The following is a 23,815-nucleotide window of genomic DNA, read 5'->3' as shown; positions in this document are numbered from 1 at the left end:
GAGTCAGACGCTCGCGGAACAGCCAGACCGTTTTGGCATCAGGCACCCGATCTGAAAGTCCCAGACCAAGGAAACGCATGAAGGAGAGGCGATCGTTGATGAGATACTCTGTCCGCTCATCAGACAAACTGTTCAGCGTCTGGATGAGCAGGACCTTGAACATCAGTACCGGATCAAATGGTGGTCGCCCGCCTTTGCTTCCGTCAGAATACGCCAGAGCCTTCTACAGATCAGGGCGGAAGGCCTCAAAATCCACATCCGGGAAAACGCTTCGAGCTGATCGCCAAGCCCACTCAACCGGGCAAGCCGCTCTTCAACATCAAAGAAACCAGCCTGCTTCATAGCGCCACTCCATCAGTCAGAACCGCAGAAAGGAAATCACATAGAAAGCATCAAAAATAGAGGGTTTTTCGAACCCTCCACATAATTTTTCTCATATCCTTGAAATAATATCGACAAAATTACACGGCTTATGATTGCTATTTAGCTGGTTTTTTAAAATATCATCCCATCCATCTTTCACTGCGCCTGGTGATCCGGGAAGCGCAAATAGTAATTTCCCACGGGAAACTCCCGCCACGGCTCTGGATTGTATTGTAGAGGTCCCTATCTTTTTATAAGACAACATTCGAAACAGCTCTCCAAAACCGGGAATGCATTTGTCTATAACGAGATCGAATGCTTCTGGAGTGACATCTCGTTTGGTTAATCCAGTTCCTCCTGTAGTAATTATGACATCAACATCTTTATTATCAATCATGACATTGAGAGCATCAGTAATTTTATCGATGTCATCTATTTCAATGGACCTATCCACAAGAACATGCCCTGCTTCTGTGACTCTGTCGGCCAAAATCTTGCCGGAAATGTCGGTTTCTAAATTCCGACTGTCCGAAATGGTAAGAATTGCAATCCGAACGGGTATAGAGTTGTTCAAGTTATTATCTTTCCACTTTTATTCCGGACGCGACTTTAGCTTCCCCGTCTCAAGTTCATCTGCAAGAGCGTCAGCGTGATACACCGTCTTCAATGCAGCCATGATGGCACTTGTATCCGTGGAAACAGCACGATTGCGCTCGATGTCGTAATAAAGATCGCCCGCCAGACTATCGAGGTTACCGTCAAAAATCAGGCCAACGACATCGCCTTGACGGTTAATAACAGGGGAGCCTGAATTGCCGCCGACAATGTCATTGGTCGACACATAATCAAGCTTCGTAGAGAGGTTTAGATGTGGCTTCGCATCCAACCAGACTTGCGGCAGACGGAACGGATCACTGCCCGTTGCATGTTTGTACATCCCTGCAAAATCCGTGAAAGGTGCAATGGCCTTTGCGCCATCCTGGAAGCCTTTGACTGTGCCGTAAGACAGTCGCGGCGAGAACGTGGCATCCGGATAAAGTGTATCAGCCTTTCCTTCTGCCTGAGCGCGCGCGAACTGGGCCCGTGCAATCGTACCCTGGGCCTCGTGCATCGGTGCTTCAATCTGGTCACGGCTGCGATTGCGGATCGTGTCCAGAACCGGCTGTAAGTGACGTGCCAGAACGATCATTGGATCTTTGGATGCTTCAATGGCTTTTACGCCACCTTTGTAAAGCGCAAGACGCTCTGCGGGATCCGCCAGTTTCGTGCCCTGTATCAGTTCTACGGCGCGCTCATCCGGGCTTTTTGTGCCCAGAATCAGATGGACCGCTGCATCATCCTCACCGAGTATCTGGCGCATGGTCGTCATACCTAACGCCAAAGTCGTAGTTTCCAATTCAGTATGCACCGGCACTTTCGCAGCGATCTCGGTTTCAAGTGCGGCTAATTCCGCATCATGGTAACCGGCCCGACGCTCTGTATCTGGCTTCTTTCGTTCATGCGCCGCTGACACCAGCATAACAGCGTCCCCCAGCAGACCATGAACTGTGCGTGTTATGGCAAAATCATGCACATAATACTGACGCTGCACAGCAAGAGCGGCTTCCACTTTTTTGTACGGATCACCATAAGTCTTGCGACGTTCTGCATCTGCGTCAATCCACGCCTGTAGGGCTTGATCTTCCGCCTCGCGCTTTTCTATCACTTCAGGTTCGCGCAAAGCCTTTGCTGTACCAGACAGAGATTTCAGTGCGTTCTGAACACCGAAAAGCGTATTTTGTGCGTCAATTAGGTGGGTCTTGCTTTCTCTGGAATACTGCCACAGCGCTCCTTCAAGGGTCGAATAAGCGGCAATAATGGTTGGCAGGCTGACATCTCGTTGAAATGTCAAGACGCTGGCCGGAAGGGAGCGTTGTGTGCGTCCTGGGTTTCCGGATGTGAAGACCAGATCACCAGCCTTGGGGCCCTTTGGATCGAATTTAAAAAACGGCGTATGAACCGGCTTTCCGTCTTCAAACACCCGCAGCATCGATAGATCAATATCATAACGCGGGAATGTAAAGTTATCGGGATCACCACCAAAGAATGCTATATCCTGATCGGGCGCCATCACGAGACGGACATCCTGATAACGGCGGTAGCGATAAAGCGCCGTCTGTCCACCATGATAGAGTGTCACGACATCGCAACGCCAGTGTGAGGCATCACCCAGCGCGCATTCCTTGGTCAGGACACTATTGGCAACCTGCAAAGCCTTGGCATATTCCGCGCCATGTTTTCCTGCGGTCATTTCTGCGACACGACCCGTTACATCTTTCACCTGATCCAGACGATCCAGTTCCATTCCCGGACACTTAGGCTCTTTTGAGACCTCTGGAGCCGAGAAACCATCATGGAAATAATCGTGATTTTTATCAGACAGATCCGTGAGACACGTATTGGCACAATGATGATTTGTCATCACCAAACCATCACCTGATACGAACGAGGCAGAGCAGCCTTCCGCCAAGCGTGCCGAAGACTGAATGACATGATTAATCCATTCTACAGAGGGTTCAAACCCATATTGCTGCTTCATCTGACGCACAGGCAAATGATCAAACGTCCACATGCCTTCTTCAGCCTGAGCGGATCCAATAAACGCAGGAATAACCGCAAACAAAATTGATTTTTTTCTCATAAATAAACCCAACTAAAAGACCTTAAAGATACGTTAATATAAATTTTCTTAACGTTTTACATTGTAATAATTCCCGTTCCTTGTTTAACGAGTTGTAGTTTGTTGATTCGCGTCGAAAAATTTTATTTTCGGTGGCAACAAATACGTTATAACATAACGAATAGCCCTACCTCTCAATGTTCGTCAAGCATGAGACTAACGCATTCGATCCCAGACTTAAGTTGCGTAGAAATAATCAAGCGTTTCTGTGTATCGATTAGGCTTTCGAAATCGACGCCGGGAAGTAGTTAGAAATTCAGGAATGATTGTAAATATTGTTCGTATAATCATTTGTCCCGGTGATGTCTCACAACCAAAGCAATCGTATCGATAAGCTAAAAGACTTGCGCCAAACGAGACTCCGATGCTTTGGAGATTAAATTTATAGCGGATTCCATGTCCAAAATTGGTGTTTCTGAGCTTCCATATTCCCGGATGGACACGGTCCCTCCTTGTGCTTCCTTCTTCCCGACGATCAGCAGCATGGGTACTTTCGCGAGGCTGTGTTCGCGGATTTTGTAAGCGATTTTTTCATTGCGCAAATCGGGCTCTGCGCGGACTCCACGTTGGCGGAGCGCTTTAATTAGATCGACTGCGTATTTGTCCGCAGCGCCGGTGATTGTTGCCACCACAACCTGAATGGGTGCAAGCCAGAAAGGCAGGTGGCCGGCATGGTGTTCAAGGAGTATGCCGATGAAGCGTTCCAGCGAACCGAACAGGGCGCGGTGCAGCATGACGGGCGGATGTTTTTCCCCATCCGCGCCAATATAATGCGCGTCCAGACGCTGAGGTAGATTGAGATCGACCTGAACGGTACCGCACTGCCAGTCCCGGCCGATGGCATCACGCAGTACGAACTCCAGCTTGGGACCGTAAAAGGCGCCTTCTCCTCGATTGCGTGTGTAGGAGAGACCTGAAGCTTCGACCCCGCGCTGTAACGCTTCTTCCGAGCAATCCCAGATCTCGTCCGATCCAATACGTTTTTCTGGCCGGTCGGAGAATTTGATACGGACGTCATCGAAACCAAAAGTCTTATAGATCGAAAGTACGAGATGACAGATGCGCTGCGTCTCGGCCTCCATCTGTTCCGGTGTACAGAAAATATGTGCGTCATCCTGCGTGAATGCACGTACGCGCATCAGGCCATGCAACGCTCCTGACGGTTCAAAGCGATGGACTTTGCCGAATTCGGCCATCCGCAGGGGCAGGTCGCGATAGCTCTTCAGGCCTTGGCGGAAAACCTGCACGCCACCAGGACAGTTCATGGGTTTGAGGGCATAGATACGCCCTTCGGTTTCGGTGGTGAACATGTTCTCCCCGAATTTTTCCCAATGGCCGGAGGCCTGCCAGAGCGACAGATCCATGATGTCGGGTGTATTGATCTCCACATAGTTCTCGCCCTTCTGACGTTCGCGCAGATAAGCGTGCAGGGTCTGGAACAGTGTCCAGCCGTTCGGATGCCAGAACACCGCGCCTGGAGCTTCGGCCTGGAAATGGAACAGATCCATCTCGCGGCCGAGACGACGATGATCACGCCGTGCTGCTGCTTCCTGACGCTGCTCCCACGCGGCGAGTTCGTCGGCATCACGACAGGCTGTTCCGTGAATCCTCTGCAGCATTGGATTGCTTCGATCACCTTTCCAGTAGGCACCAGCCGTACTGAGAAGGCGAAAGGCGTGTCCGATCTGTCCTGTGCTGACGAGATGTGGCCCTCGGCAGAGATCGACGAAGTTGCCTTGTCGATAAAAGCTTAGGGTGACATCAGCAGGCAGGGACATGATGATCTCGGCCTTGTAGGGCTGTCCATTCTCCCCGCACCAGGACAGCGCTCTCTCGCGATCCCATTCTTCCCTGACGATCGTTTCATCACGATCAATGATCTCGTGCATGCGGGATTCGATCCGGATGAGGTCGTCATCCGTAAACGCGTGCCCAGCCGCGAAATCGTAGAAAAATCCCTGCTCCGTGGCGGGCCCTGTCGCGAGCGCGGTATTGGGAAACAGTTCACTGACGGCCTGCGCAAGGACATGCGCTGTGTCATGGCGGATCAGGGAAAGCGCCTCGGTGTCTGAACGGAAGACAGGATCAACCAGTTGGTCAGCAGTTGTGGAGGAGAGATCGTTGATAATCCCGTCCACACGGCAGGCGAGTATATCCTTTGCTGGATGGGATGAAGGACGGGAAGAGATGGTGGTCGATAACATGAGAGAGCCTTAACGGAGAAGAGCGGCGAGGGGCCGCGGTTCATTTGGGCGCGCGTGTCGGAAGCTTGTGCTTTTGTTGTGTCGGCAAGAAAGACGGGCAGACGCTGCATCGTGCGCAGACGCCCTGGACTTCGATGACCCGATGCCGGACCTGAAATCCAAGAGTCTCGGCCGCAGCGTCGATCAATTGACAAGATAGTGTATTTTCCACTGCTTGCGCGGCACCACACTGGTCGCAGATACAGTAGACAAGGCGAGAGGGGTCGTTTGTCCGGATCCGGACGAAGGCATTTCGGCTTTCGAGCCGTCCCACCAATCCGCTGGCGATCAGCTTTCCGAGAGCTCGATAAATCATAGTCGGGGCGATTCGTCGGCAATCCGGATGACTGACACACCGAAGGATGTCGTAAGCCGAGAGTGGCACATCTGCCTTCGTCAGCACGTCGAGCACATCATTCCGTAAAGCCGTGGCCCGCCTTTTGAAGGCATCGCAACCTTGACGTGCGTCGCGAGACGGCGGCATGACACGCTCTATCATGGGGAAATTGTATCCATCACGAGGACCGGCCCAGGCCTTGCACCGTTTGCGATATTTGCCGGGAGACGATGAAGGCATCCGGGTTTGCCTTCAGCCGCCCCTTTAATGAATGCTACTGCGAACGGTGTCAGGGTACTAACAATACCACTCTTTGGATTTTGACTGCCGCACCACTCTGGTCCGGCGCTTCCATAGGCGCAGATCAGCCGAAGTGCATCGGGGGGCAACTCGAACGCAGTCTCCCCACGGGATGGCGTTATTAGCTGGATGTGCTGCCGGACGCCTCCTGTCAGCGCACCGAACAGTGCGGACAAGTCCCTGACATCAGTCAGGATGAGGGGAGACCAGTCCTGATGTAAAGCCGGGTTTGCAAGGGAATCTGCGATTTCCGAAGGTGTGCCGGCGAAAGTGAGAGCAGATGGGACTTGTGAGCAGTTTGTGAGAGTTCCTTCCCATGTTGCCGGAATCCGGCGCCCCCACACGACCATATCGACATCCGGTCGCTGCAGATCCATCACGACTGTCGCGTGGGCACAGGCGACCACATGCGGTGCAAGACGGCCCATCCTGCTGTTTTCCGCTGGGTCGATCGTTGGCGCGGGCCAGCTCTCCATGAACAGCACGGCGCCGAGGCTTTCTTGCGGTGCGGGTACGGTCATATCCGATGAGACGGCATGTTGCTGTGAGGGAGGCATGGTTCCCGAGCTTGACGATGAGTGGCGAAGGCTCTTATGGTTATGTTATAACATAACATAGTCAATAGCAGATGAACCCTCCATGGACACACTGATGGACATTCCACGACAAGTGAGAACCCGGCCGACCCGGGCTCAGGCGGAGGAGGCGGTGCGAACCCTGCTCGCCTGGACCGGTGATGATCCTGATCGCGAGGGGCTTGTCGGCACGCCTGACCGCGTGGTGCGGGCCTATGAGGAGTTTTTCGAGGGATATCAGGACGATCCGGTCGCTCTTCTGGAGCGGACCTTCGAGGAGAGCGGTAACTACAACGAGATAGTGGTGCTACGCGATATCCGTCTGGAATCCCATTGCGAGCATCATATCATTCCGCTGATCGGTAAGGCGCATGTGGCGTATCTGCCCGATAGGCGGGTGGTTGGCATTAGTAAGCTGGCGCGTCTCGTGGACGTCTTCGCTCATCGTCTACAGATCCAGGAAAAACTGACGGCCCAGATCGCGGATACAATCCAGAGCGTGCTTCAACCACGGGGCGTCGCGGTCGTGATCGACGCGGCTCATCAGTGCATGACCACACGCGGAGTACATAAGCCGGGTGTGAGCATGGTCACCAGCCGCCTGCTGGGCGAGTTCGAGACGTCGGAACCCTTGCGTCGCCAGTTCTTCGCTATGGCGGGAATGGGAGGCATGTGATGGGCACAACTGTATCTTCTGTGTCAACGGCGTTTGGGTCGCGCGTCTCAATTGAGCAGGTTGAGGAGGGGAGTGATCTCGCGCCACGTTTCGACGCCAGCGGACTGCTGACCGTGGTCACAACGGACGCAGAAAGCGGTGATGTCATGATGGTGGGCGTCATGAACGCAGAGGCGCTCGCACGCACAATCGCAACCCGTGAGGCGCATTACTGGAGCCGAAGCCGCCAGTGCCTCTGGCGAAAGGGCGCCACGAGCGGGCTGGTCCAGCATGTCCTCGAAATGCGGATCGACGACGATCAGGACGCGATCTGGCTGCGCGTTCACACTGCGGGCACAGGAGCGAACTGCCATGTGGGTTATCGAAGCTGTTTTTATCGGCGTGTTGATCTCACTGCTGAGGAAGGCATTCCGTCATCATCGGCAGCACTCCTCTTTTGCGAAACGCACAAAATATTCGATCCGGCCGTCGTCTATGGCGACGCCCCAAACCCTACAAGGCTTTAGAGGAAAAATCGCTATGGATGACCAACTTCCCGTTACCGTGCTGTCCGGCTTTCTTGGCGCGGGAAAGACGACTTTGCTCAATCACGTACTGAATAACCGCCAGGGCTATAAGGTCGCGGTCATCGTGAATGATATGAGCGAGGTCAATATTGACGCCGCTCTGGTGCGCGAGGGCGGCAGCAATCTGTCGCGTACCGATGAAAAGCTGGTTGAAATGACCAATGGCTGCATTTGCTGCACGCTCCGCGACGATTTGCTGCAGGAAGTGCGGAGGCTCGCAGAGGAGCGGAAATTCGATTATCTGCTCATTGAATCCACCGGCATTGCGGAGCCGCTGCCCGTAGCCGCAACGTTTGAGTTTCGTGACGAGAATGGCGTCAGCCTGAGCGATATCGCACGGCTGGATACGATGGTGACGGTCGTTGATGCGGTCAATCTCCTGCGCGATTATTCTTCCAGCGATTTCCTGAAGGATCGGGGTGAAACGGCCGGGGAGGACGACGAGCGTGCCCTGGTCGATCTGCTCGTCCAGCAGATCGAGTTTGCGGATGTCGTGGTGATCAACAAAGTCTCCACCGCTACATCGGATCAGGTTGATGCGGCGAGGCAGATCATTCGTGCGTTGAATTCGGACGCTGACATCATCGAGACCGACATGGGGTCTGTTCCTGTTGAGCGGATCCTGAATACAGGCCGTTTCGATTACGACAAGGCACATCAGCATCCGTTGTGGTTCAAGGAACTTTACGGCTTTTCCAGCCATGTTCCTGAAACAGACGAATATGGCATCCGTAATTTTGTCTATCGTGCGCGCCGTCCGTTCCAACCAGCGGAATTCCAGGCTTTCCTTGATCGGAGCTGGCCTGGCGTCGTACGCGCCAAGGGCCATTTCTGGTTAGCTACGCGCCCGGACTGGGTAGGTGAAATGAGTCAGGCTGGAGCTCTGGTGCGAAGCGAGGCGATGGGGCTGTGGTGGGCGGCGATCCCGAAAAATCAGTGGCCGGATACTGATCAGTGGCGGGACTTCGTATTGGGAAACTGGGATCCGGTCTTCGGCGACCGTCGTCAGGAAATCGTCTTCATCGGCAATGGAGATATGGATGAATCCGGACTTCGGCAGGAACTTGATGCCTGTCTTGTTCCAGATCTCGGAGACACTCCTTTTGAGCCGTCACGCTATGCACGCCTCCCTGATCCCTTTCCGCTTTGGCGTCGCCAGTCGGAAAGCCTTGAGTCGGCCTGAACGAATTACCACACGCTATTATTGAGGAATATTTTCATGAAAACCCGAGCTGCAATTGCGTGGGAACCTAACATGCCGCTTGAGATCGATCTGGTTGATCTCGAAGGCCCGAAAGACGGCGAGGTTCTGGTTCGTATCGTGACCACGAGCCTGTGTCATACGGATATGTTTACCCTGTCGGGACATGATCCGGAAGGACGTTTTCCATGTATTCTCGGTCACGAGGGGGTGGGGATCGTCGAGGATGTGGGTAAAGGTGTTACCTCTGTCGCTCCGGGTGATCATGTCATTCCGCTCTATATTCCCGAAGACCCGAACTGCCCAATGATCCGTTCGGGCAAAACCAATCTCTGCTCGACTATCCGCGAGACACAGGCGCTCGGTCTGATGCCAGACGGCACCAGCCGTTTTTCATACAAGGGCCGCCAGATCTTTCATTACATGGGCACCAGCACGTTCAGCGAATATACCGTGCTGCCCGAAATTGCCGTGGCGAAGATCACCAAAGAGGCGCCGCTTGCGAAAGCCAGCGTCATGGGCTGCGCCGTCCCGACAGGTATGGGAGCCGTGCGGAACGCTGCGAAAGTGGAAGCGGGATCGACTGTTGCCGTCTTTGGTCTCGGTGCGATCGGCATGGCCGTCATTCAGGGGGCTGTCATGGCCGGTGCTGCAAGGGTCATCGGCATCGACACCAATCCGGCGAAGTTCCTGCTGGCCCGAAATCTGGGGGCGACCGATCTCGTCAATCCGACCGATCATACCGATCCAATCCAGAAAGTTATCGTGGAGATGACGGGTGGCGGCGTGGATTATTCCTTTGAGGCGATCGGTCGGGTCGATGTCATGCGAGCGGCGCTTGAGTGTTGCCATAAAGGCTGGGGTGAATGCACAGTCATCGGTGTCGCTGGGGCTGGCGAGGAGATCTCGACGCGGCCTTTCCAGCTGATCACGGGACGGGTCTGGCGGGGCACGGCCTTTGGGGGGGTAAAAGGGCGTTCGCAGTTACCCGGTATGGTCGATGAATGGCTGGCGGGGAAGTTTAGCGTTGACCCTTACATCACCCACAACATGACTCATGATCGGATCAATACGGCATTTGACCTTCTGCATCGGGGAGAGGCCATTCGCTCTGTCATGCACTATCAGCCGGGCGAAACCCTGTCGAATAACCTGCCTGGCGTCATTCTGAATGATCTTTAAGGAGATGAAACGTGGCTATGCTGAGACCTAATCCACGTGGTGATTTTCCTGTGGTTTCTGAAAGCGCCTTTGTCGATCCGACTGCGATCCTGTGCGGTCATGTGATTGTCGAGGACAATGTGTTCATCGGTCCTTATGCCGTTATTCGTGCCGATGAAGCCGATGAAAATGGCCATGTCGAACCCATCCTGATCGGGAGCGGATCAAACATTCAGGATGGTGTTGTCATCCACTCAAAAGATGGTGCGGCCGTGACGATCGGGTCGCGCACGTCCATTGCACATCGCTCGATCATTCACGGTCCTTGCGCTGTTGGAGACGAGGTATTCATTGGCTTCAATTCCGTGATCTTCAACTGCACGGTCGAGCGTGGTTGTGTGGTGAGGCATAATTCCGTTGTCGAAGATTGCGTCTTGCCGGAGCAGTTTTATATTCCGTCCACGACAACGATTCATTCGAATACAGATCTATTGACGATTCCGCAGGTCACTCAGGATGCGACGGCATTTTCTGAGAGCGTCGCGGAGATGAATGTCAGTCTGGCACACTCCTATCGACGTATCGCCAATCAACTTTAAAACTCCCGTCAAGGGACGCAATTAAAGAGGTACGAACCAATTTTGGCTGAAGGGGGACCTTTTCTCCTGGAAAAACCGGCGGGTTTGTAGAGCCCTCCGGTTTGTCGATTCGGTGAACACCACGGGTGCCATGAAATCCAGTTGGAACCGCATATCTGGCGATCACCTGCTAAGTGGACACTATCGTACAATGAGCAGTGGCCCACGAGGTTTTGCCTGACACGCCAGGATGTAGCCCGCCTTCTTGTCTGCCGCCGATAGACCGACTTCGCAACCGGTTGTGATGGTGCCTTTTATGAGCTTGACTTTGCAGCGTCCACCTAAGTCTCTGCCACGCAACCCGTATCCAATCTGACACCCTTTTGAATGACGATGCCGAGCACGCTCTGCGTTCCCTTTGCAGTGTAGGTTATGCCCGATAGCGAGAAGCTGATCGGATATTCCTTGGTGTCCGGCAGGCTATCTCCGTGCGACAGAACGCCGCCGAACGATTCACAGGCGATCCGTTCAGGTGAAGTCCCGAGTTCATCACACAATACAAGCGCCGCGGCGACCATAGCAACTGGGCCGCAAATACGCATATGATGATCGGCGATAAAACGGAAGGGAAGCCGTTCACCTACCAGCGGGCGTCGTCTGAACGAACGGATATCTGGCGTTTCGGCTCGCACGTGAATGATATACATGGTGCCCGCTCAGAATCCTGCGGGGCGTTTGTTTTCTTCCAACGCCGTGCATGCCGCTGCATTGTTATACGTTGTAACGATATCGTTCAGTGCGATCCTTGTGTTAACGCCGGTGCGTGCTGACCGAGTATTGATCGCTACACGAAAAAAATGATTAAAGCGCGCGGGATTAGACCATGCCGGCTGCGTCCGGCGCCTGTACTCTGCGAAGCGGCGGGCAAAAGCATTGTCTCTCTGACCAGTTAGCGGATCGCGAGACGGCACGACACAACGCTGACAGGGGTTTATTCCCAACCACTCTGTGCCACCAAGGTGAAACTCGACTTCGTCTCCAAGTGCTCCGAACAGTGCATCTTCCCAAAAAGCCGGGACGCCCCCGATCTCGATATTGGTCCGAAAGCGGGCCCGAACTTGCTCGACTGGCAACCCGAACCATATTCCAATCGCCTCTAGCGTCGCAACGCTGATGATAGTCGGACCAGGCGAATCCGTATCATCAGGATGTCCCGTAGTGGTATCCGCCCGAAGGTGGACTGGAAAACCGAAAAACCGACTTAGCCATGCCTCTATTGGTCTTGCAGTGCCATCAAGATTGAACAGAACAGTAGGCAGACCTCGACCAGAGTCATCTCGTAGGCTTACGGTCCGTTTATCAAGATCGAAACCAGCGCGGATGCGATGAATCTCTGCGTGGTTCTTGCCGTTAACCACACGCCCCTGTGCGTCAAATAGAGCCCAGCACCGGTCGTCTGCCAAGGCCCCGCTAGTAAGAACCCGCGCATTTGTGACTTCCACCGGATCCAATGATTTAATCGGAAAGATCAGAATGCGGGAGATAAACGGAACCGATCTGGTCATTTTTCATAATCTCGCGAGGAAATTTCAGATGTTAGAAACTATGTTGGAGCGGCGGATCTAATACGTCATGGCAGCCTTGTTTTGAGGACTGTATTGGTGATTGCAATGAGACGCCGTACGATAGCGACGATCACCAGTTTGTGTGGTTTACCCGATTGTTTCATGGGTTTGGAAACATCTTTCAGAAGGGTTTATGGCACGCAGTTGCCAATCCTGCCTGAAACAGGGGCTGACGGAGAAATCTTCCTCCCCTTGAAATGATACGTTTCCTATGCATCACGCCATTGTCATGAGCCATTGGTGCAAGTCCGGCTATGGCAGAGGCTTCTGTTGCCAGAATACGATCAAGTCCTGGCATTTCAAACAGATAGTGTTTCTTTTTCTAACTGATGCTGGCCACTCGGCTCTTCTGTTTTGACGTCCACATCAAAGGCTTGAATCACATCAGACCGATTTTCCAAACAGGCTCTCAAGCCGTCAATGTCCGCCCGAGCCTGCTCTTATACGGCAAAATGAAATAAGTGCTTGAATTTAAGTGAGCGTTTACTTACCTTACCTTCGTAAGGAGAACCCATGTCGACCTCACGCCGTTCCAGACTGTCCGCAACTGATCGCAAGCAGGCCATCTTGTCCGCTGCAGCTCCCATTTTCGCCCGGCTCGGTCGGGACGGTGCGACGACCAAGGAAATCGCCAGAGCCGCTGGTGTTTCCGAAGCTTTGCTTTATCGGCACTTTACCAGCAAGGACGTGCTTTATGCGGCGCTTGAAACTCACTGCGTTGAAGCGAATGCAGTTGGCAGCCGTATTCTCGCCGAGGCGACGCCTTCGACTGAAACATTGGTCATGGGTGTTGCCATACTCGTACACGCGGTGTTTCCCGGGATTGGCGATGCGCAGTCTCACGAAGACACCAAACGCCTTGTGACGGCCAGCCTGCTTGGCGATGGCCAGTTCGCAAAGGCGTTCCTCGACCAGCATGTAAAGCCATGGGTCAGCGTTTTTTCGCAATCATTCAGGGCGGCTCAAGACGCCGGAGACGTCGAATCTGGCATTCATATCGGTCATGCAGAGATATGGTTCGTCCATCATCTGGCGAATACTTTGCATCTCATCAGCCTGCCCGACATCACGGTCGTTGAATACGGCATCACACGAGACAAGCTGGTCGAGAACACTATCCGGTTTCTATTGCGCGGGCTCGGGCTCCAGAACGCCGTCATAGACCGGCATTACGACCCGAAAAAACTCAAGATGATCATTATATCAATGGATCAGAAAATATGATGGAACCGATCAGGACTATAGGCGTCATCGGCGCAACGGGGCGGCTTGGCGCGCCAGTTGCAGCGGAACTGGCAAAACATTTTCAGGTGAGGGCAATCGTTCGTTCGCCGGACAAGGCCCGGAGGATGCTGCCGCCTAATGTCGAAATCGCCCAGGCGGATCTGCGGGAAGTTACGGGGCTGCGCAAGGCGCTCGACGGGGTGGATGCGCTCTATCTCAACCTTGCGACCGAGACGGCGGATTTGACGCTTCCTTTCTACGAAGAGAGGGAGGGTGTGCGAAACTTGATGAGCGCTATCAAAGGATTGAATATTAGGTATCTTGCTAAAATCGGTGCTCTGGGCGCCTATCCTCCCGCGCTCAACACTATCAGCCATAACATCGTGCCCAATATTATTCGGATGGAAGGGCACAAAATTATCGCGGATTCCGGTATTCGTCATACGTTTTTCGCACCGACCCATTTCATGGACCTGCTGCCGAATATGATCAGCGGTCGAGCGCTCCAGTGGATCGGGAATACCCACATCAAAATCTGGTGGGTCAGCTCCGCCGATTATGCGCGCTGGGTGATTGAGGCGTTTCAGAATCCTGAGGCAATGCCTGTACATTGCCCCGTACAGGGGCCGGAAGCGATCTCCGTCAGACAGGCGCTGGAGCGGTTTGTCCGAAATTACGATCCGACACTTAAAATTCGCGTGGCTCCACTTTGGATCATGCGGATGATCGGTCTTTTTAATCCGAAAATGAAGTTCGTCGCGCATTTGTTTGCGTATTTCGGGGATCACGAAGATCCGTTCTATGCCGAAAAAACCTGGCAGGAACTGGGCAAGCCCACAACGACGCTTGAGATGTTCGCGCAGAAGCTGCGGCAAAGTGGGCATTTACAGCAGGGCGCGAAATAAGCGGGTCAGGGAGTAAAGCGATGACCACACCTAAATGTCTGAAAGACGGCCAAACAGGACGGGTCATGCCGGTCGTAGACTTAAATCGCTGTGAGGGAAAAGACGCCTGCGTCGCCGTGTGTCCTTACGATGTGTTTGAAGTGCGCAAGATCGATCCGTCCGATTATCGCGATCTTTCATTTGTGGGCAAATTCAAGAGCTATGTCCACGGAGGGATGGTCGCCTATACCCCGTATGCTGATCAATGCCGTGCTTGTGGTTTGTGTGTGAAAGCATGTCCTGAGCGCGCAATCAAATTGGTAAAAATTTGACGTTCATACAAAGATGGCTGCTCATTTTTCTCTATAATCAGAATTTCTGCTGATGTAAGTCGTCATGACTCCTCGTGCTTTGGGGAAGCTATGACAGCCTATCTCTTTCTGGAGAGATTTATCTGTCTTAGCTATTTTGAGCATCTATTAAAAATCTGATCTTACATGACTATCCAATACTGATGCGACAGCATCGCGCAGCCACATTGCGGCAGGATCACGATCACTCCGGGCTGACCAGATCATCGATACTGCCGGGATACGCAGGTCCAGTGGAACGGGATGGATTGCCAAACCGAAATGCGCGGCATGCTGCTGAGCGATCCGGCTGGGAAGCGTAGCCAGAACGGGTGCGGCCGCTGCGGCAGCAAGTGCCGTCAGAAAATCTGATGCAGCGAGAACCACGTTGAGTTCCTGACCAATCTGCATCAGTGCGTCTGACAGGCATCCCTGGATGTCATCTTTCAGCGTCATGAGAACATGGGGCAATGCAAGATAACGCTCAACCGTGATTGGAGCATCCAGATCGATCAGCTCCGGGTTGAAGCAGCAGACGAGAGACTGCTCGTACAACGATACTCCACAATGGCGTTCCAAACCGAAATCAAAACACCCAACTGCGATATCCAGCGCCCCCGTATCCAGTAATGTATAGACTTCACTCCGAGGAGATCCACGTGACAGCAGTCGTATTCCAGGTGCATGCCGTTGCAAATAGGCCGTCAGTTTAGGCATCAGAAAGACTTCAAGTTCGGACGAAAAGCCGAAACGAAAGATGCGCTGTTCCGTCGCAGGATCAAACTGTTCCTCAGACATCAGGATGTGCTGAGCCTGCCTTAACAACTCCGCGACATGTGACGCCATGGTTGACGCTTTGGCGGTTGGCTGCATGACAGCACCGGTTCTGACGAGCACATCATCGCCCAGTAACATTCGGAGGGTGGCGAGTGCATGGCTCATTGCGGGTTGTTGAATGCGAAGGCGTCGTGCCGCCTTTGTGACGCTGCGTTCTGAAACGAGGGCGTCGAAAGCAATCAGAAGATTGAGATCGAAAGAGCGAAGATTGAAATGATCAATGGGCTTCATATATCAAATCGATTTGTATGATGTTTGCGCGCACCCTAACGTCTGATGCGAGGTAAAACAATCGCATTGAGTCAATCATGGCAGAAGCTTTTCAAGTGGGTGACGCCCGTGTCACGCGTATTCCCGAACTTCATTGGGATAACGCGCGGCCTCACAAACTGTATCCGGATATCGACGCCGAGGCACTTGCAATATTCGGTCCGTATTTGACGCCAGGATCATTTAACCCCGTGACCGGTGGGCTCGCGCAGGGAACTTATGCGTGGCTTGCTCAGGTTGCTGGTCTTAATATCTTGGTTGATACCGCCACAGGCAACGACAAGCCGTTACCTGCCGCACCGGCACTGGATCATCTGCATACGTCGTTTCTCGAACATCTTGCAGCCGCAGGTGTACAACCGGAGCAGGTTGATACCGTTCTGCATACGCATATTCATGCCGATCATGTTGGATGGAATACGCGTTTGCACAACGGAAAATGGGTACCGACCTTTCCGAAAGCCCGTCATGTTTTCTCAGTGATTGAGGCCCGATACGGCGCCAGCAATGACGGTATTGACCCTGCTCCAGATCTGCCTCCAGAGATCTTGGGGCGCCCGGACCATCGCCCACTCCCACGTGTCTATACAGACAGCATGCTCCCCGTTATCGAAGCCGGGCTGGGAGAGGCGATTATCATCGACGGTCAAGATCTTCTTGCAGGTTTCTCTTTTCATCCGACCCCTGGGCACAGCATCGATCATGCCTCGATCCGGCTGCAGTCAGATGGTGAAGAGGCGTGGTTTACCGGAGATGTCATGCACCATCCTCTACAGGTTTATCGTCCGGATCTGCGGTCCGTTTACTGCGAATTCGTTCAGCCTGCCGAGCATTCGCGGCGGTGGCTTCTTAAAGAAGCGGCGGAAAGCGGGAGTCTCTGCTTTACCAGTCATTTCGCGGAAACGGGTGCCGGATATGTGAGGCGTCGTCCAGAAGGTTTTGCATGGGAATTCGCGCAACCAAATGCAGGAGACGTCAGATGACAAATCTGCTTATGGAAAACCGGTTCATCCCGAGTGATACGGCCGATATCACGCTTCATCTGCGCCATAAACGACGTGCAGACATCCAGATATTTGGTTCACAGCGCACTATCTTGCTGATGCATGGCGCGACGTTGCCGGCGGAAAGTCTTTTCGATGTGCCTGTCGGGGAGGGCGCATTCATGGATCTCCTCGCTCAGGAAGGGTTCGATGTTTATGCGCTTAACGTACGGGGTTTCGGAGGATCAACGCGTCCTGATGGAATGGGAGGTACACCTGAAGCTGCGCTGCCTCAGGTCAGGACCGAAACAGCAGTACGCGATCTGAGTACTGCTGTTGACTATCTTCTCGTAACGCTTGCCATCCCACGTCTTTGCCTGATCGGAATGTCCTGGGGTGGCACGGTTACCGGCGCATATACGGCTGCTCACAATGACAAGGTGGAGAAATTAACGTTGATTGCACCGCAATGGATCAATGATGGGGTTTCTCGTCTGGACCCTGGTGGTCCCGTGCCCGCTTATCGACGCTTTAATGTTCAGGCATTTCGCCAGCGCTGGCTTGAAGGCGCACCTGAGCAGAGACGCGAAGAGATTCTGCCAGCAGGATGGTTTGAACAGTGGGCCGCAGTTATTCTTGCGAGCGATCCCGCAGAGCAGGATGGAGTGATCCGGGCGCCTGCGGGTGTCATTCAGGATGTGCGTGACTACTGGTCCGCGGGGAAGGCGTTTTACAGTCCCGAAAAGATCACGGTCCCGGTTCTTCTGCTTCATGCAGAGTGGGATTTAGACGTAACCACTCAGCAGATGAGGAATCTGTTTTCACGTTTTCTCAACGCATCGTACCGTCGCTGGATAGAGATTGGAGAAGGAACGCATATGGTGGTTATGGAGAGGAACCGATGGCAGGTGCTTGAAGAAATTCTGCTCTTCCTGCGGGTCGACCCTCATTCAAGGGGTTAAATCCTAGGAAGGGTCCTGACCTATCGCGTGTTTGACCTGTTCTAGCGGGATAGATGCGATCCCTGATTGAAGGGGACCTCATCGGGATTGCCTGCAAAACGAGCTGCTTTCTCGTTCAGGAAAAATGAGCACTCTCAGGTCGCCTTGGCAGTGGCATTTCGCCTGATAGCCTGAGGCGGCTGATGGAACTCACGTAAGAAGGCGCGTCGCATCCGTTCGGGATCATGAAAGCCCGTCATGACGGCGATGGCTTCAATGGGGAGGGTGGATCTTTCCACTCGTTCCCGCGCGGTTTCCAGACGCAGTTTCTCGACCGCTCTGGCGGGACTCATTCCCACCGCTGCCCGGAAACTGCGAGAAAAATTGCGGGGGCTCATGCCGGCCTGACTGGCCAGAATATCCACGGTCAGGCGCTGCTCCAGGTTGGACCGGATCCATCCCAACAGTTCGGCAAAGCGTTCCTGAGGGCTCGTCATCTCGAGGAGTGCTGAGAACTGGGACTGTCCTCCGGGACGGTGATAGAACACCACCATTTGCTGCGCCGTGCGACGGGCAATCTCGGCCCCAAGATCTTCGGTAATCAACGCCAGAGCCATATCGATGCCAGCGCTGATGCCGGCAGACGTCCAGACCGGGCCATCATGGACATGAATGGCATCGGCCGAAACCATGACTTCTGGAAACAGTGCTTTCAGAGTTGCAGCCTGTTGCCAGTGCGTCGTTACGCGGCGTCCATCGAGCATGCCGGCCGCCGCCAACAGAAAGGCCCCGGTACATACGCTGCATATCCGCCGCGCCGTGGTCGCCTGATATCGGATGAAGGCCTGTAATTCTGGGCAGCTCATAGCCTGCTTGTGGCCTTCGCCTCCGACAACGATAAGCGTATCGAACGACCGTGCCGCCGCGAGCGGAACCGTCTCGATCGTCATCCCGGAAGACGACCGGACCAGACCACCATGGTGGGACAGGGGCGTCATCTCATACGGAGCCGCCCCAAATCCTCCGGCAATCTCGAAGGCTGCCGTCACTCCGGCAGCGTCGAGCAACTGGAAGTCTGGATAAAGAAGAATACCGATCTGTCTGGTCATGGCTTGAAATGAGGGATCGTTGTCCTTTCGTCAAATACTCTTTTGGAAAACACTGACGGGTCTCGGATCAACTCGTGACCCGTCCCCGAACCAGAAGCGGAATTCCCTATGTCCCGACCCCCATTGCCTCCCTTCAATGCTGAAACCGCTGCTCAGAAAGTCCGCCTCGCGGAAGATGCCTGGAATGGCCAGGATCCTGAAAAGGTGTCGCAGGCCTATACGTCCGATAGCCAATGGCGCAATCGCCTGGAATTCATCCACGGACGCGAGGACATCGTGGCGTTCCTGACGCGCAAATGGGAGCGCGAGCAGGAATACCGTCTTATCAAGGAACTCTGGGCTTTTCAGGATAGGCGGATCGCGGTCCGCTTTGCTTATGAGTGGCAGGATCAGGCCGGACAGTGGTTCAGGTCCCATGGGAACGAGAACTGGGAGTTCGATGAAAACGGGTTGATGCGTTACCGCGCAGCGTCAATCAACGACCAACCCATTTCGACGACCGACCGTCTGTTCCGGTGGCCTGAGGGACGGCGTCCGGATAGTCACCCCGGTCTTTCGACGCTGGGGTTGTAACTGTCCGGACGCGTTTCCTCAAGGCGTGGACTGGAACGCCTTGCGGCCTTCAGCATCCAGCGCCGCGAAGTCTTCATCGGACAGGGTGATGTCGGCAGCCGCGACATTCTGTTCCAGATGCGCGACCTTGGACGTGCCCGGGATCGGAAGCATCACCGGACTGCGCTTCAGGATCCAGGCCAGTGCGATCTGGCTTGAGTGTGCTTCATATTTTCGGGCCATGACATCCAGTATTGAGCCCGGCTTTGCGAGGTCGCCCGCGGCAAGGGGAAACCATGGGATGAATCCGATGTTCTGCTGCGTGCAGTAGTCAAGCACGTCCTCACTGGTGCGATCGACGAGATTGTAGCGGTTCTGGATGGTCGCGACGTCGAAGAATGTCGATGCTGTTTTGATGTTGTCGACGGAGACCTCGCTCAGTCCTGCATGACGGATCAGTTTCTGATCAATGAAGGAGCGGATCGCGTCGAATTGTTCGTCTGCCGGGACTCTGGGATCGATCCGGTGGAGTTGCCACAGATCGATCTGCTCGACTCCGAGGTTCCGCAGGCTTTTGTGCACCTGCTGCAATAGATATTCCGGCCGTCCGACCGGTTTCCAGATGTCGGGGCCGGAGCGGGTGAGGCCGCCCTTCGTCGCAATGACCAAGCCTTTGGGATAGGGATGCAGAGCTTCCCTGATCAGCCATTCGGAGACGTCCGGACCATAGGAATCCGCCGTGTCGATGAAATTGACGCCGAGTTCTGGGAGCCGCTTCAGTGTGCGGATGGCCTCGTCGTGATCGGCGGGCGGTCCCCATATACCCTGGCCAGTGATGCGCATCGCACCGAAACCAAGCCGGTTGATGCCGAGATCGCCGCCAATCCTGAATGTGCCTGATCGGGAAGCGTTAGAGGGGGACTGGATCATGGGTTTCGGTTCCTTCATGACAATGTCGTCTCTGAGGCCAGTATCTCGGCCAGTCTGTCGAAAGCTGGCTGGTAGATCTGTGTCGGCATCCGGGCCTTCATACTGGCGGCATGTTCGACTGGGGCTTCGAACTGCCCCCGCCATTGGATGAACGTGTGGTCGTTTTTCGTTATGGGAAGAAGGCTGATGGTAGAGCGATAGTTCCGGACCGGCAGGGCTGATTCAACGATCGAGAACGTGACCGCGTTATCCACGTCGGAGAGTGCCAGAAGCTGTTCGCGGATGAGTCCGACATCCCCCATCTCAACCAGGCGAATTGCGCCGATGCGGTCAGCGGATTCATTGCCTTCGATCACGCAGCTTTTACGCCCGGCAACCAGCGTCCAAGGGCGCCGAAATTACGGATCAGCCGCCAGACAGAGGGAAGGGATGCAGGAATGACACTGCTGGCCATAACGTGGATCATGAGGCCTCTCCCGGTTGTGAATGTCTGAGTGTCATAGCGATTGGCCTCCCGTCACCTCAATGCGTTGGCCATTCACCCAGCGCATATCGTCAGACAGAAGGGCACGGATGGCGGCACCAATGTCATCGGGCTGTCCGACCCGCCCCAGAGGCGTGATCTCTGCAAGGCTTCTGTTAATCGTGGCATCGTCACGGACCAGACCACCGCCGAAATCCGAGGCGATTGCACCGGGGGCGACTGCATTGACGGTAATGCTTCGCTCTCCCAGTTCTTTCGCCATGTAGAGCGAGATGACTTCGGTAGCGGCTTTCATGGCTGAATAACGTCCATGATCCGTCAGGTAGAAACGGGTCGCGGCAGAGGTGATGTTGAGAATACGACCGCCGTCCCGGATCAGGGGCAGGAGGGCCACCGTCAGCAGATAGGGGCCTTTGAAATGGATGTTGTACTGGTTGTCGAGCTGTTCGGATGTCGCAGCATCGAAGCGAGTGTGAATGATATTGCCTGCGTTCTGAACGACATAACTCAGTGCATTGTGCTCGAACTCATGTGCGAGAAGTGCTCTGACCTGTTCGGAAAAATCCGCGAACGATTCATGGTCCACGATATCCAGCTTCAACATGCGCAGTTTTGCGTTTTCGCCGACAAGAGCTGCTTCCGCAGCTTTCGCCTCGTCTTCGTTGGAGTGATAGGTCCCGATCACGTTGATGCCCGAGGCAATCAGATGCTTCGCGATACTGTATCCGATGCCGCGATTGGCACCCGTGATGAATGCGATGTCCTGTTTGCTCATAACTGGATTCCCTGGCCGAGACACGGCGATTTGTTCCGGAATTTAATTCCGTACTGGATGGTCCATAATATGTGCACAAAACAGGGTCAAGGAATTATGGAGTGGTCGATATAGAATTAACGGCTTAGGGCTTGGCCTGTTGCAGGCTCATCAATGTCTGGCATACGTGTTTCACGGCCCGCTGAGCAGCGCGTTGGCATCCCATAAGGTCAGAAGCGAGGTGATGGCGGCATCCAGATATGTTGACGTCATCCCGTCCCGCGCTTCGCATGTCATGCCATGGAAAAATGTCGCGAAAATATCGGGCAGGGCCGCTGTTGTTGCACAATCGCGCAGTTCGCCGCGAGCAAGCGCGCGTTCCACGCAGACCCGGATCCCGGTCCGCGTTCGCTGACGCTCTGCAGCGAGAAGGGCCTGAACAGATTCGTTTTCGGGCGAACAGTTATTAGCGCCCGATACGACCAGACAGCCACAGGGATGCGTCCGGGACGCCTGCATGCGCGCCGAACCGCGCAAAGCCCGTTCAATCGCATCTCGTGGCGTCAGGTTTTCGTCCCATAAGGGCGACATCACCTGCCCATAGGTCGCCAGATAATACTGCACCACTTCGCGAAACAGGAATTCCTTCGAGCCGAACGCGGCATAAAAACTTGCCGGCGAAATATTGCCCATGCAGGATTTGAGCTGTGTCAGGGATGTCGGTTCGTAACCTTGCGCCCAGAAAAGTTTCATGGCGGCATCGAGTGCTTTGTCCCTGTCAAACTCCCGGGGACGCCCTGTTCGCGCCATGGTACTGCTCCTTTTGAAAGACTTTCATATTAAGTGATCCAGAAATAATTGCCAAGAATTTACGCTCTCATATATGGATCATCCGATCCATATATGAGAGCCGTATGACCTCCAAGACGATACCCCTTCGCAGAAGTCCTGATGACAGATTACCTATGGCCGGCTTACTCGCCTTGGCGATGACTGGCTTCATCTGCATTATGACCGAAACTCTTCCTGCAGGTTTGCTGCCTGAGATCGGGGCTGGGCTGCATGTTTCCCCCGCCTTGGCAGGGCAGATGGTCACGGCTTACGCTCTGGGCTCTCTGAGTGCTGCGATCCCGCTAACATTGGCCACACAGGGCTGGCGGCGAAGGCGGGTTCTGTTACTGGCGATCATTGGTTTTGTAGTTTTCAACTCCGTCACAGCATTCTCGACGGATTATGACCTGACCCTCATGGCACGATATGGCGCGGGTGCAGCGGCAGGGCTCGCCTGGGCCCTGCTGGCAGGCTATGCACGCAGAATGGTGACACCCGCCCAGCAAGGACGTGCTCTGGCTATTGCCATGGTTGGCACGCCGATCGCGCTTTCTGTGGGTGTTCCGGCGGGCACTTGGCTGGGCGTGGTTGTGGGATGGAGACTGGCCTTCTGGATTATGTCGGGTGCCACCGTGCTGTTAATTGTCTGGGTTCTGGAAGGTTCCTGATTTTCCAGGCCTTGCACATCATGAGCGCCAGCCGTTCGGTCATGTCCTGCGAACACCGGGGGTGCGATCTGTTCTGGGCGTCGTGGTAACATGGATGCTCGCGCATAACGTTCTCTACACTTATATCGTACCGTTCATTACACCGGCGGGGCTGGCAGGAGAGGCGGACCGCATCCTCCTGTTTTTTGGTCTCGCTGCCCTTGCAGGCATCTGGCTCACCAGTTGTACGGTCGATCATGCCCTCCGGCTTTCTGTTCTGGTCAGTCTGGCAATATTCGCTGCTGTTGCAGGCGTTTTTGCAATTGGGTCAGCATCGCCTGCGGTGATCATGATTGGCGTTACGATATGGGGTCTGACTTTCAGAGGGGCCGCGACGTTGCTCCAGACGGCTCTGGCTGATGCAGCCGGGGAGGGTACGGATGTTGCGTTGTCGATGAATGTCGTCGTCTGGAACAGCGCCATAGCCGGCGGTGGCCTGTTGGGTGGTGTGTTGCTGGAAACGTGGGGAGCTCTGTCATTCCCCTGGATCGTGATGGCACTCGCTGCTGTAAGCTTCCTGATCGCATGGCAAGCCCGTTCCTATGGGTTCCGACCTTGCCATCGGCTCGGGCATGGAAAAGAAAACTGAGTATTCGATGACAGGCAGCGGATTGC

Annotated in this window: 24 protein-coding genes and 3 pseudogenes; 12 read left to right on the top strand and 15 right to left on the bottom strand. The window is 54.4% G+C overall.

What is annotated here, in order from left to right:
• The 6 genes and pseudogenes from GCE01_RS15220 to GCE01_RS15195 form a co-directional block, all read right to left on the bottom strand.
• Window positions 1–342 (bottom strand): annotated as a pseudogene (locus tag GCE01_RS15220) (transposase); the annotation flags it as partial.
• A gap of 91 nt (window positions 343–433) precedes the next feature.
• Window positions 434–937: a molybdenum cofactor biosynthesis protein B gene (gene moaB, locus GCE01_RS15215; protein ID WP_099213520.1), complete on the bottom strand. Its 504-nt coding sequence runs from the start codon at window positions 935–937 to the stop codon at window positions 434–436.
• A gap of 18 nt (window positions 938–955) precedes the next feature.
• Entirely contained in the window at window positions 956–2,974 is a 2,019-nt protein-coding gene (locus GCE01_RS15210) for a S46 family peptidase (RefSeq protein ID WP_244591266.1), read from the bottom strand.
• A 443-nt stretch (window positions 2,975–3,417) separates the two neighbouring features.
• The gene (gene thrS, locus GCE01_RS15205) at window positions 3,418–5,286 is read right to left on the bottom strand and encodes a threonine--tRNA ligase (RefSeq protein WP_099213518.1); all 1,869 of its coding nucleotides are present in this window, start codon (window positions 5,284–5,286) and stop codon (window positions 3,418–3,420) included.
• Window positions 5,287–5,326: 40 nt separating this feature from the next.
• Window positions 5,327–5,824, bottom strand: coding sequence for a Fur family transcriptional regulator (locus GCE01_RS15200; protein WP_099213517.1), 498 nt, complete (start codon window positions 5,822–5,824; stop codon window positions 5,327–5,329).
• Window positions 5,821–6,519, bottom strand: coding sequence for a DUF1826 domain-containing protein (locus tag GCE01_RS15195; RefSeq protein WP_099213516.1), 699 nt, complete (start codon window positions 6,517–6,519; stop codon window positions 5,821–5,823). The genes GCE01_RS15200 and GCE01_RS15195 overlap by 4 nt, the downstream gene beginning before the upstream one ends.
• A gap of 82 nt (window positions 6,520–6,601) precedes the next feature.
• Between GCE01_RS15195 and folE the strand changes: the two genes are divergently transcribed.
• Genes folE through GCE01_RS15170 form a run of 5 tightly spaced genes read left to right on the top strand, consistent with a single transcriptional unit; the run spans window position 6,602 to window position 10,740 of the window.
• Window positions 6,602–7,213 carry a GTP cyclohydrolase I FolE gene (folE, locus tag GCE01_RS15190; RefSeq protein WP_099213515.1) on the top strand — a complete coding sequence of 204 codons (612 nt, stop codon included), beginning with the start codon at window positions 6,602–6,604 and terminating at the stop codon, window positions 7,211–7,213.
• The gene (hisI, locus tag GCE01_RS15185) at window positions 7,213–7,719 is read left to right on the top strand and encodes a phosphoribosyl-AMP cyclohydrolase (protein ID WP_099213514.1); all 507 of its coding nucleotides are present in this window, start codon (window positions 7,213–7,215) and stop codon (window positions 7,717–7,719) included. Before folE ends, hisI begins: the two co-directional genes overlap by 1 nt.
• Window positions 7,720–7,732: 13 nt before the next feature.
• Complete coding sequence (gene zigA / locus GCE01_RS15180) at window positions 7,733–8,962, top strand: zinc metallochaperone GTPase ZigA (protein WP_099213513.1); 1,230 nt, start codon at window positions 7,733–7,735, stop codon at window positions 8,960–8,962.
• A gap of 36 nt (window positions 8,963–8,998) precedes the next feature.
• Window positions 8,999–10,162 carry an S-(hydroxymethyl)glutathione dehydrogenase/class III alcohol dehydrogenase gene (locus GCE01_RS15175; RefSeq protein WP_062027817.1) on the top strand — a complete coding sequence of 388 codons (1,164 nt, stop codon included), beginning with the start codon at window positions 8,999–9,001 and terminating at the stop codon, window positions 10,160–10,162.
• 17 nt (window positions 10,163–10,179) lie between these two features.
• Complete coding sequence (locus GCE01_RS15170) at window positions 10,180–10,740, top strand: LbetaH domain-containing protein (RefSeq protein WP_099213512.1); 561 nt, start codon at window positions 10,180–10,182, stop codon at window positions 10,738–10,740.
• A 320-nt stretch (window positions 10,741–11,060) separates the two neighbouring features.
• Here GCE01_RS15170 and GCE01_RS15165 read toward each other — a convergent pair whose 3' ends face one another.
• The 3 genes from GCE01_RS15165 to GCE01_RS17230 form a co-directional block, all read right to left on the bottom strand.
• The gene (locus GCE01_RS15165; protein WP_099213511.1) at window positions 11,061–11,426 is read right to left on the bottom strand and encodes a ferredoxin reductase domain-containing protein; all 366 of its coding nucleotides are present in this window, start codon (window positions 11,424–11,426) and stop codon (window positions 11,061–11,063) included.
• 9 nt (window positions 11,427–11,435) lie between these two features.
• Entirely contained in the window at window positions 11,436–12,284 is an 849-nt protein-coding gene (locus tag GCE01_RS15160) for an MOSC domain-containing protein (protein ID WP_099213510.1), read from the bottom strand.
• Window positions 12,285–12,465: 181 nt separating this feature from the next.
• On the bottom strand, window positions 12,466–12,561 hold the full coding sequence (locus tag GCE01_RS17230) for a hypothetical protein (protein WP_244591267.1): 96 nt from the start codon (window positions 12,559–12,561) through the stop codon (window positions 12,466–12,468).
• Between the two features lie 296 nt (window positions 12,562–12,857).
• On the opposite strand from GCE01_RS17230, the gene GCE01_RS15150 reads away from it, so the two are divergent.
• The 3 genes from GCE01_RS15150 to GCE01_RS15140 are packed head-to-tail and all read left to right on the top strand — an operon-like array spanning window position 12,858 to window position 14,784.
• Window positions 12,858–13,568 (top strand): TetR/AcrR family transcriptional regulator, encoded by a 711-nt coding sequence (locus GCE01_RS15150; protein WP_099213508.1) that lies wholly within the window; start codon window positions 12,858–12,860, stop codon window positions 13,566–13,568.
• Window positions 13,565–14,473: an SDR family oxidoreductase gene (locus GCE01_RS15145; RefSeq protein ID WP_099213507.1), complete on the top strand. Its 909-nt coding sequence runs from the start codon at window positions 13,565–13,567 to the stop codon at window positions 14,471–14,473. The genes GCE01_RS15150 and GCE01_RS15145 overlap by 4 nt, the downstream gene beginning before the upstream one ends.
• A 20-nt stretch (window positions 14,474–14,493) precedes the next feature.
• Window positions 14,494–14,784: a 4Fe-4S dicluster domain-containing protein gene (locus GCE01_RS15140; RefSeq protein WP_099213506.1), complete on the top strand. Its 291-nt coding sequence runs from the start codon at window positions 14,494–14,496 to the stop codon at window positions 14,782–14,784.
• A gap of 147 nt (window positions 14,785–14,931) precedes the next feature.
• Here the strand turns inward: GCE01_RS15140 and GCE01_RS15135 are convergent, their stop codons facing one another.
• Entirely contained in the window at window positions 14,932–15,870 is a 939-nt protein-coding gene (locus GCE01_RS15135; protein WP_099213505.1) for a LysR family transcriptional regulator, read from the bottom strand.
• 77 nt (window positions 15,871–15,947) lie between these two features.
• On the opposite strand from GCE01_RS15135, the gene GCE01_RS15130 reads away from it, so the two are divergent.
• Together GCE01_RS15130 and GCE01_RS15125 are read left to right on the top strand one after the other, a co-directional pair.
• Window positions 15,948–16,892: an MBL fold metallo-hydrolase gene (locus tag GCE01_RS15130; RefSeq protein ID WP_099213504.1), complete on the top strand. Its 945-nt coding sequence runs from the start codon at window positions 15,948–15,950 to the stop codon at window positions 16,890–16,892.
• A complete protein-coding gene (locus GCE01_RS15125) occupies window positions 16,889–17,854 on the top strand; it encodes an alpha/beta hydrolase (protein WP_099213503.1) in 966 nt (321 codons plus the stop codon). The genes GCE01_RS15130 and GCE01_RS15125 overlap by 4 nt, the downstream gene beginning before the upstream one ends.
• 134 nt (window positions 17,855–17,988) lie before the next feature.
• On the opposite strand, the gene GCE01_RS15120 is transcribed toward GCE01_RS15125, so the two are convergent.
• Window positions 17,989–18,942 carry a GlxA family transcriptional regulator gene (locus GCE01_RS15120; RefSeq protein ID WP_099213502.1) on the bottom strand — a complete coding sequence of 318 codons (954 nt, stop codon included), beginning with the start codon at window positions 18,940–18,942 and terminating at the stop codon, window positions 17,989–17,991.
• A 108-nt stretch (window positions 18,943–19,050) separates the two neighbouring features.
• On the opposite strand from GCE01_RS15120, the gene GCE01_RS15115 reads away from it, so the two are divergent.
• Window positions 19,051–19,515, top strand: coding sequence for a nuclear transport factor 2 family protein (locus tag GCE01_RS15115; RefSeq protein WP_099213501.1), 465 nt, complete (start codon window positions 19,051–19,053; stop codon window positions 19,513–19,515).
• A gap of 18 nt (window positions 19,516–19,533) precedes the next feature.
• Here GCE01_RS15115 and GCE01_RS15110 read toward each other — a convergent pair whose 3' ends face one another.
• The 4 genes and pseudogenes from GCE01_RS15110 to GCE01_RS15095 all read right to left on the bottom strand — a co-directional run bounded on the left by GCE01_RS15110 (window position 19,534) and on the right by GCE01_RS15095 (window position 22,472).
• Window positions 19,534–20,424, bottom strand: coding sequence for an aldo/keto reductase (locus GCE01_RS15110; RefSeq protein WP_099213500.1), 891 nt, complete (start codon window positions 20,422–20,424; stop codon window positions 19,534–19,536).
• A gap of 14 nt (window positions 20,425–20,438) precedes the next feature.
• Window positions 20,439–20,890 (bottom strand): annotated as a pseudogene (locus tag GCE01_RS15105) (SRPBCC family protein).
• 31 nt (window positions 20,891–20,921) lie between these two features.
• On the bottom strand, window positions 20,922–21,683 hold the full coding sequence (locus GCE01_RS15100; protein WP_099213499.1) for an SDR family NAD(P)-dependent oxidoreductase: 762 nt from the start codon (window positions 21,681–21,683) through the stop codon (window positions 20,922–20,924).
• Between the two features lie 171 nt (window positions 21,684–21,854).
• Window positions 21,855–22,472, bottom strand: a complete 618-nt coding sequence (locus tag GCE01_RS15095) for a TetR/AcrR family transcriptional regulator (protein WP_099213498.1) — start codon at window positions 22,470–22,472, stop codon at window positions 21,855–21,857.
• Window positions 22,473–22,576: 104 nt separating this feature from the next.
• On the opposite strand from GCE01_RS15095, the pseudogene GCE01_RS15090 reads away from it, so the two are divergent.
• A pseudogene (locus GCE01_RS15090) lies at window positions 22,577–23,789 on the top strand (MFS transporter).
• Window positions 23,790–23,815: the final 26 nt, after the last annotated feature.

Source organism: Gluconobacter cerinus (genome assembly GCF_002723935.1).
GTDB lineage: Bacteria > Pseudomonadota > Alphaproteobacteria > Acetobacterales > Acetobacteraceae > Gluconobacter > Gluconobacter cerinus.
The sequence above is the reverse complement of the archived record's forward strand: the minus strand, read 5'-3'. Positions and strand labels throughout refer to the sequence as shown.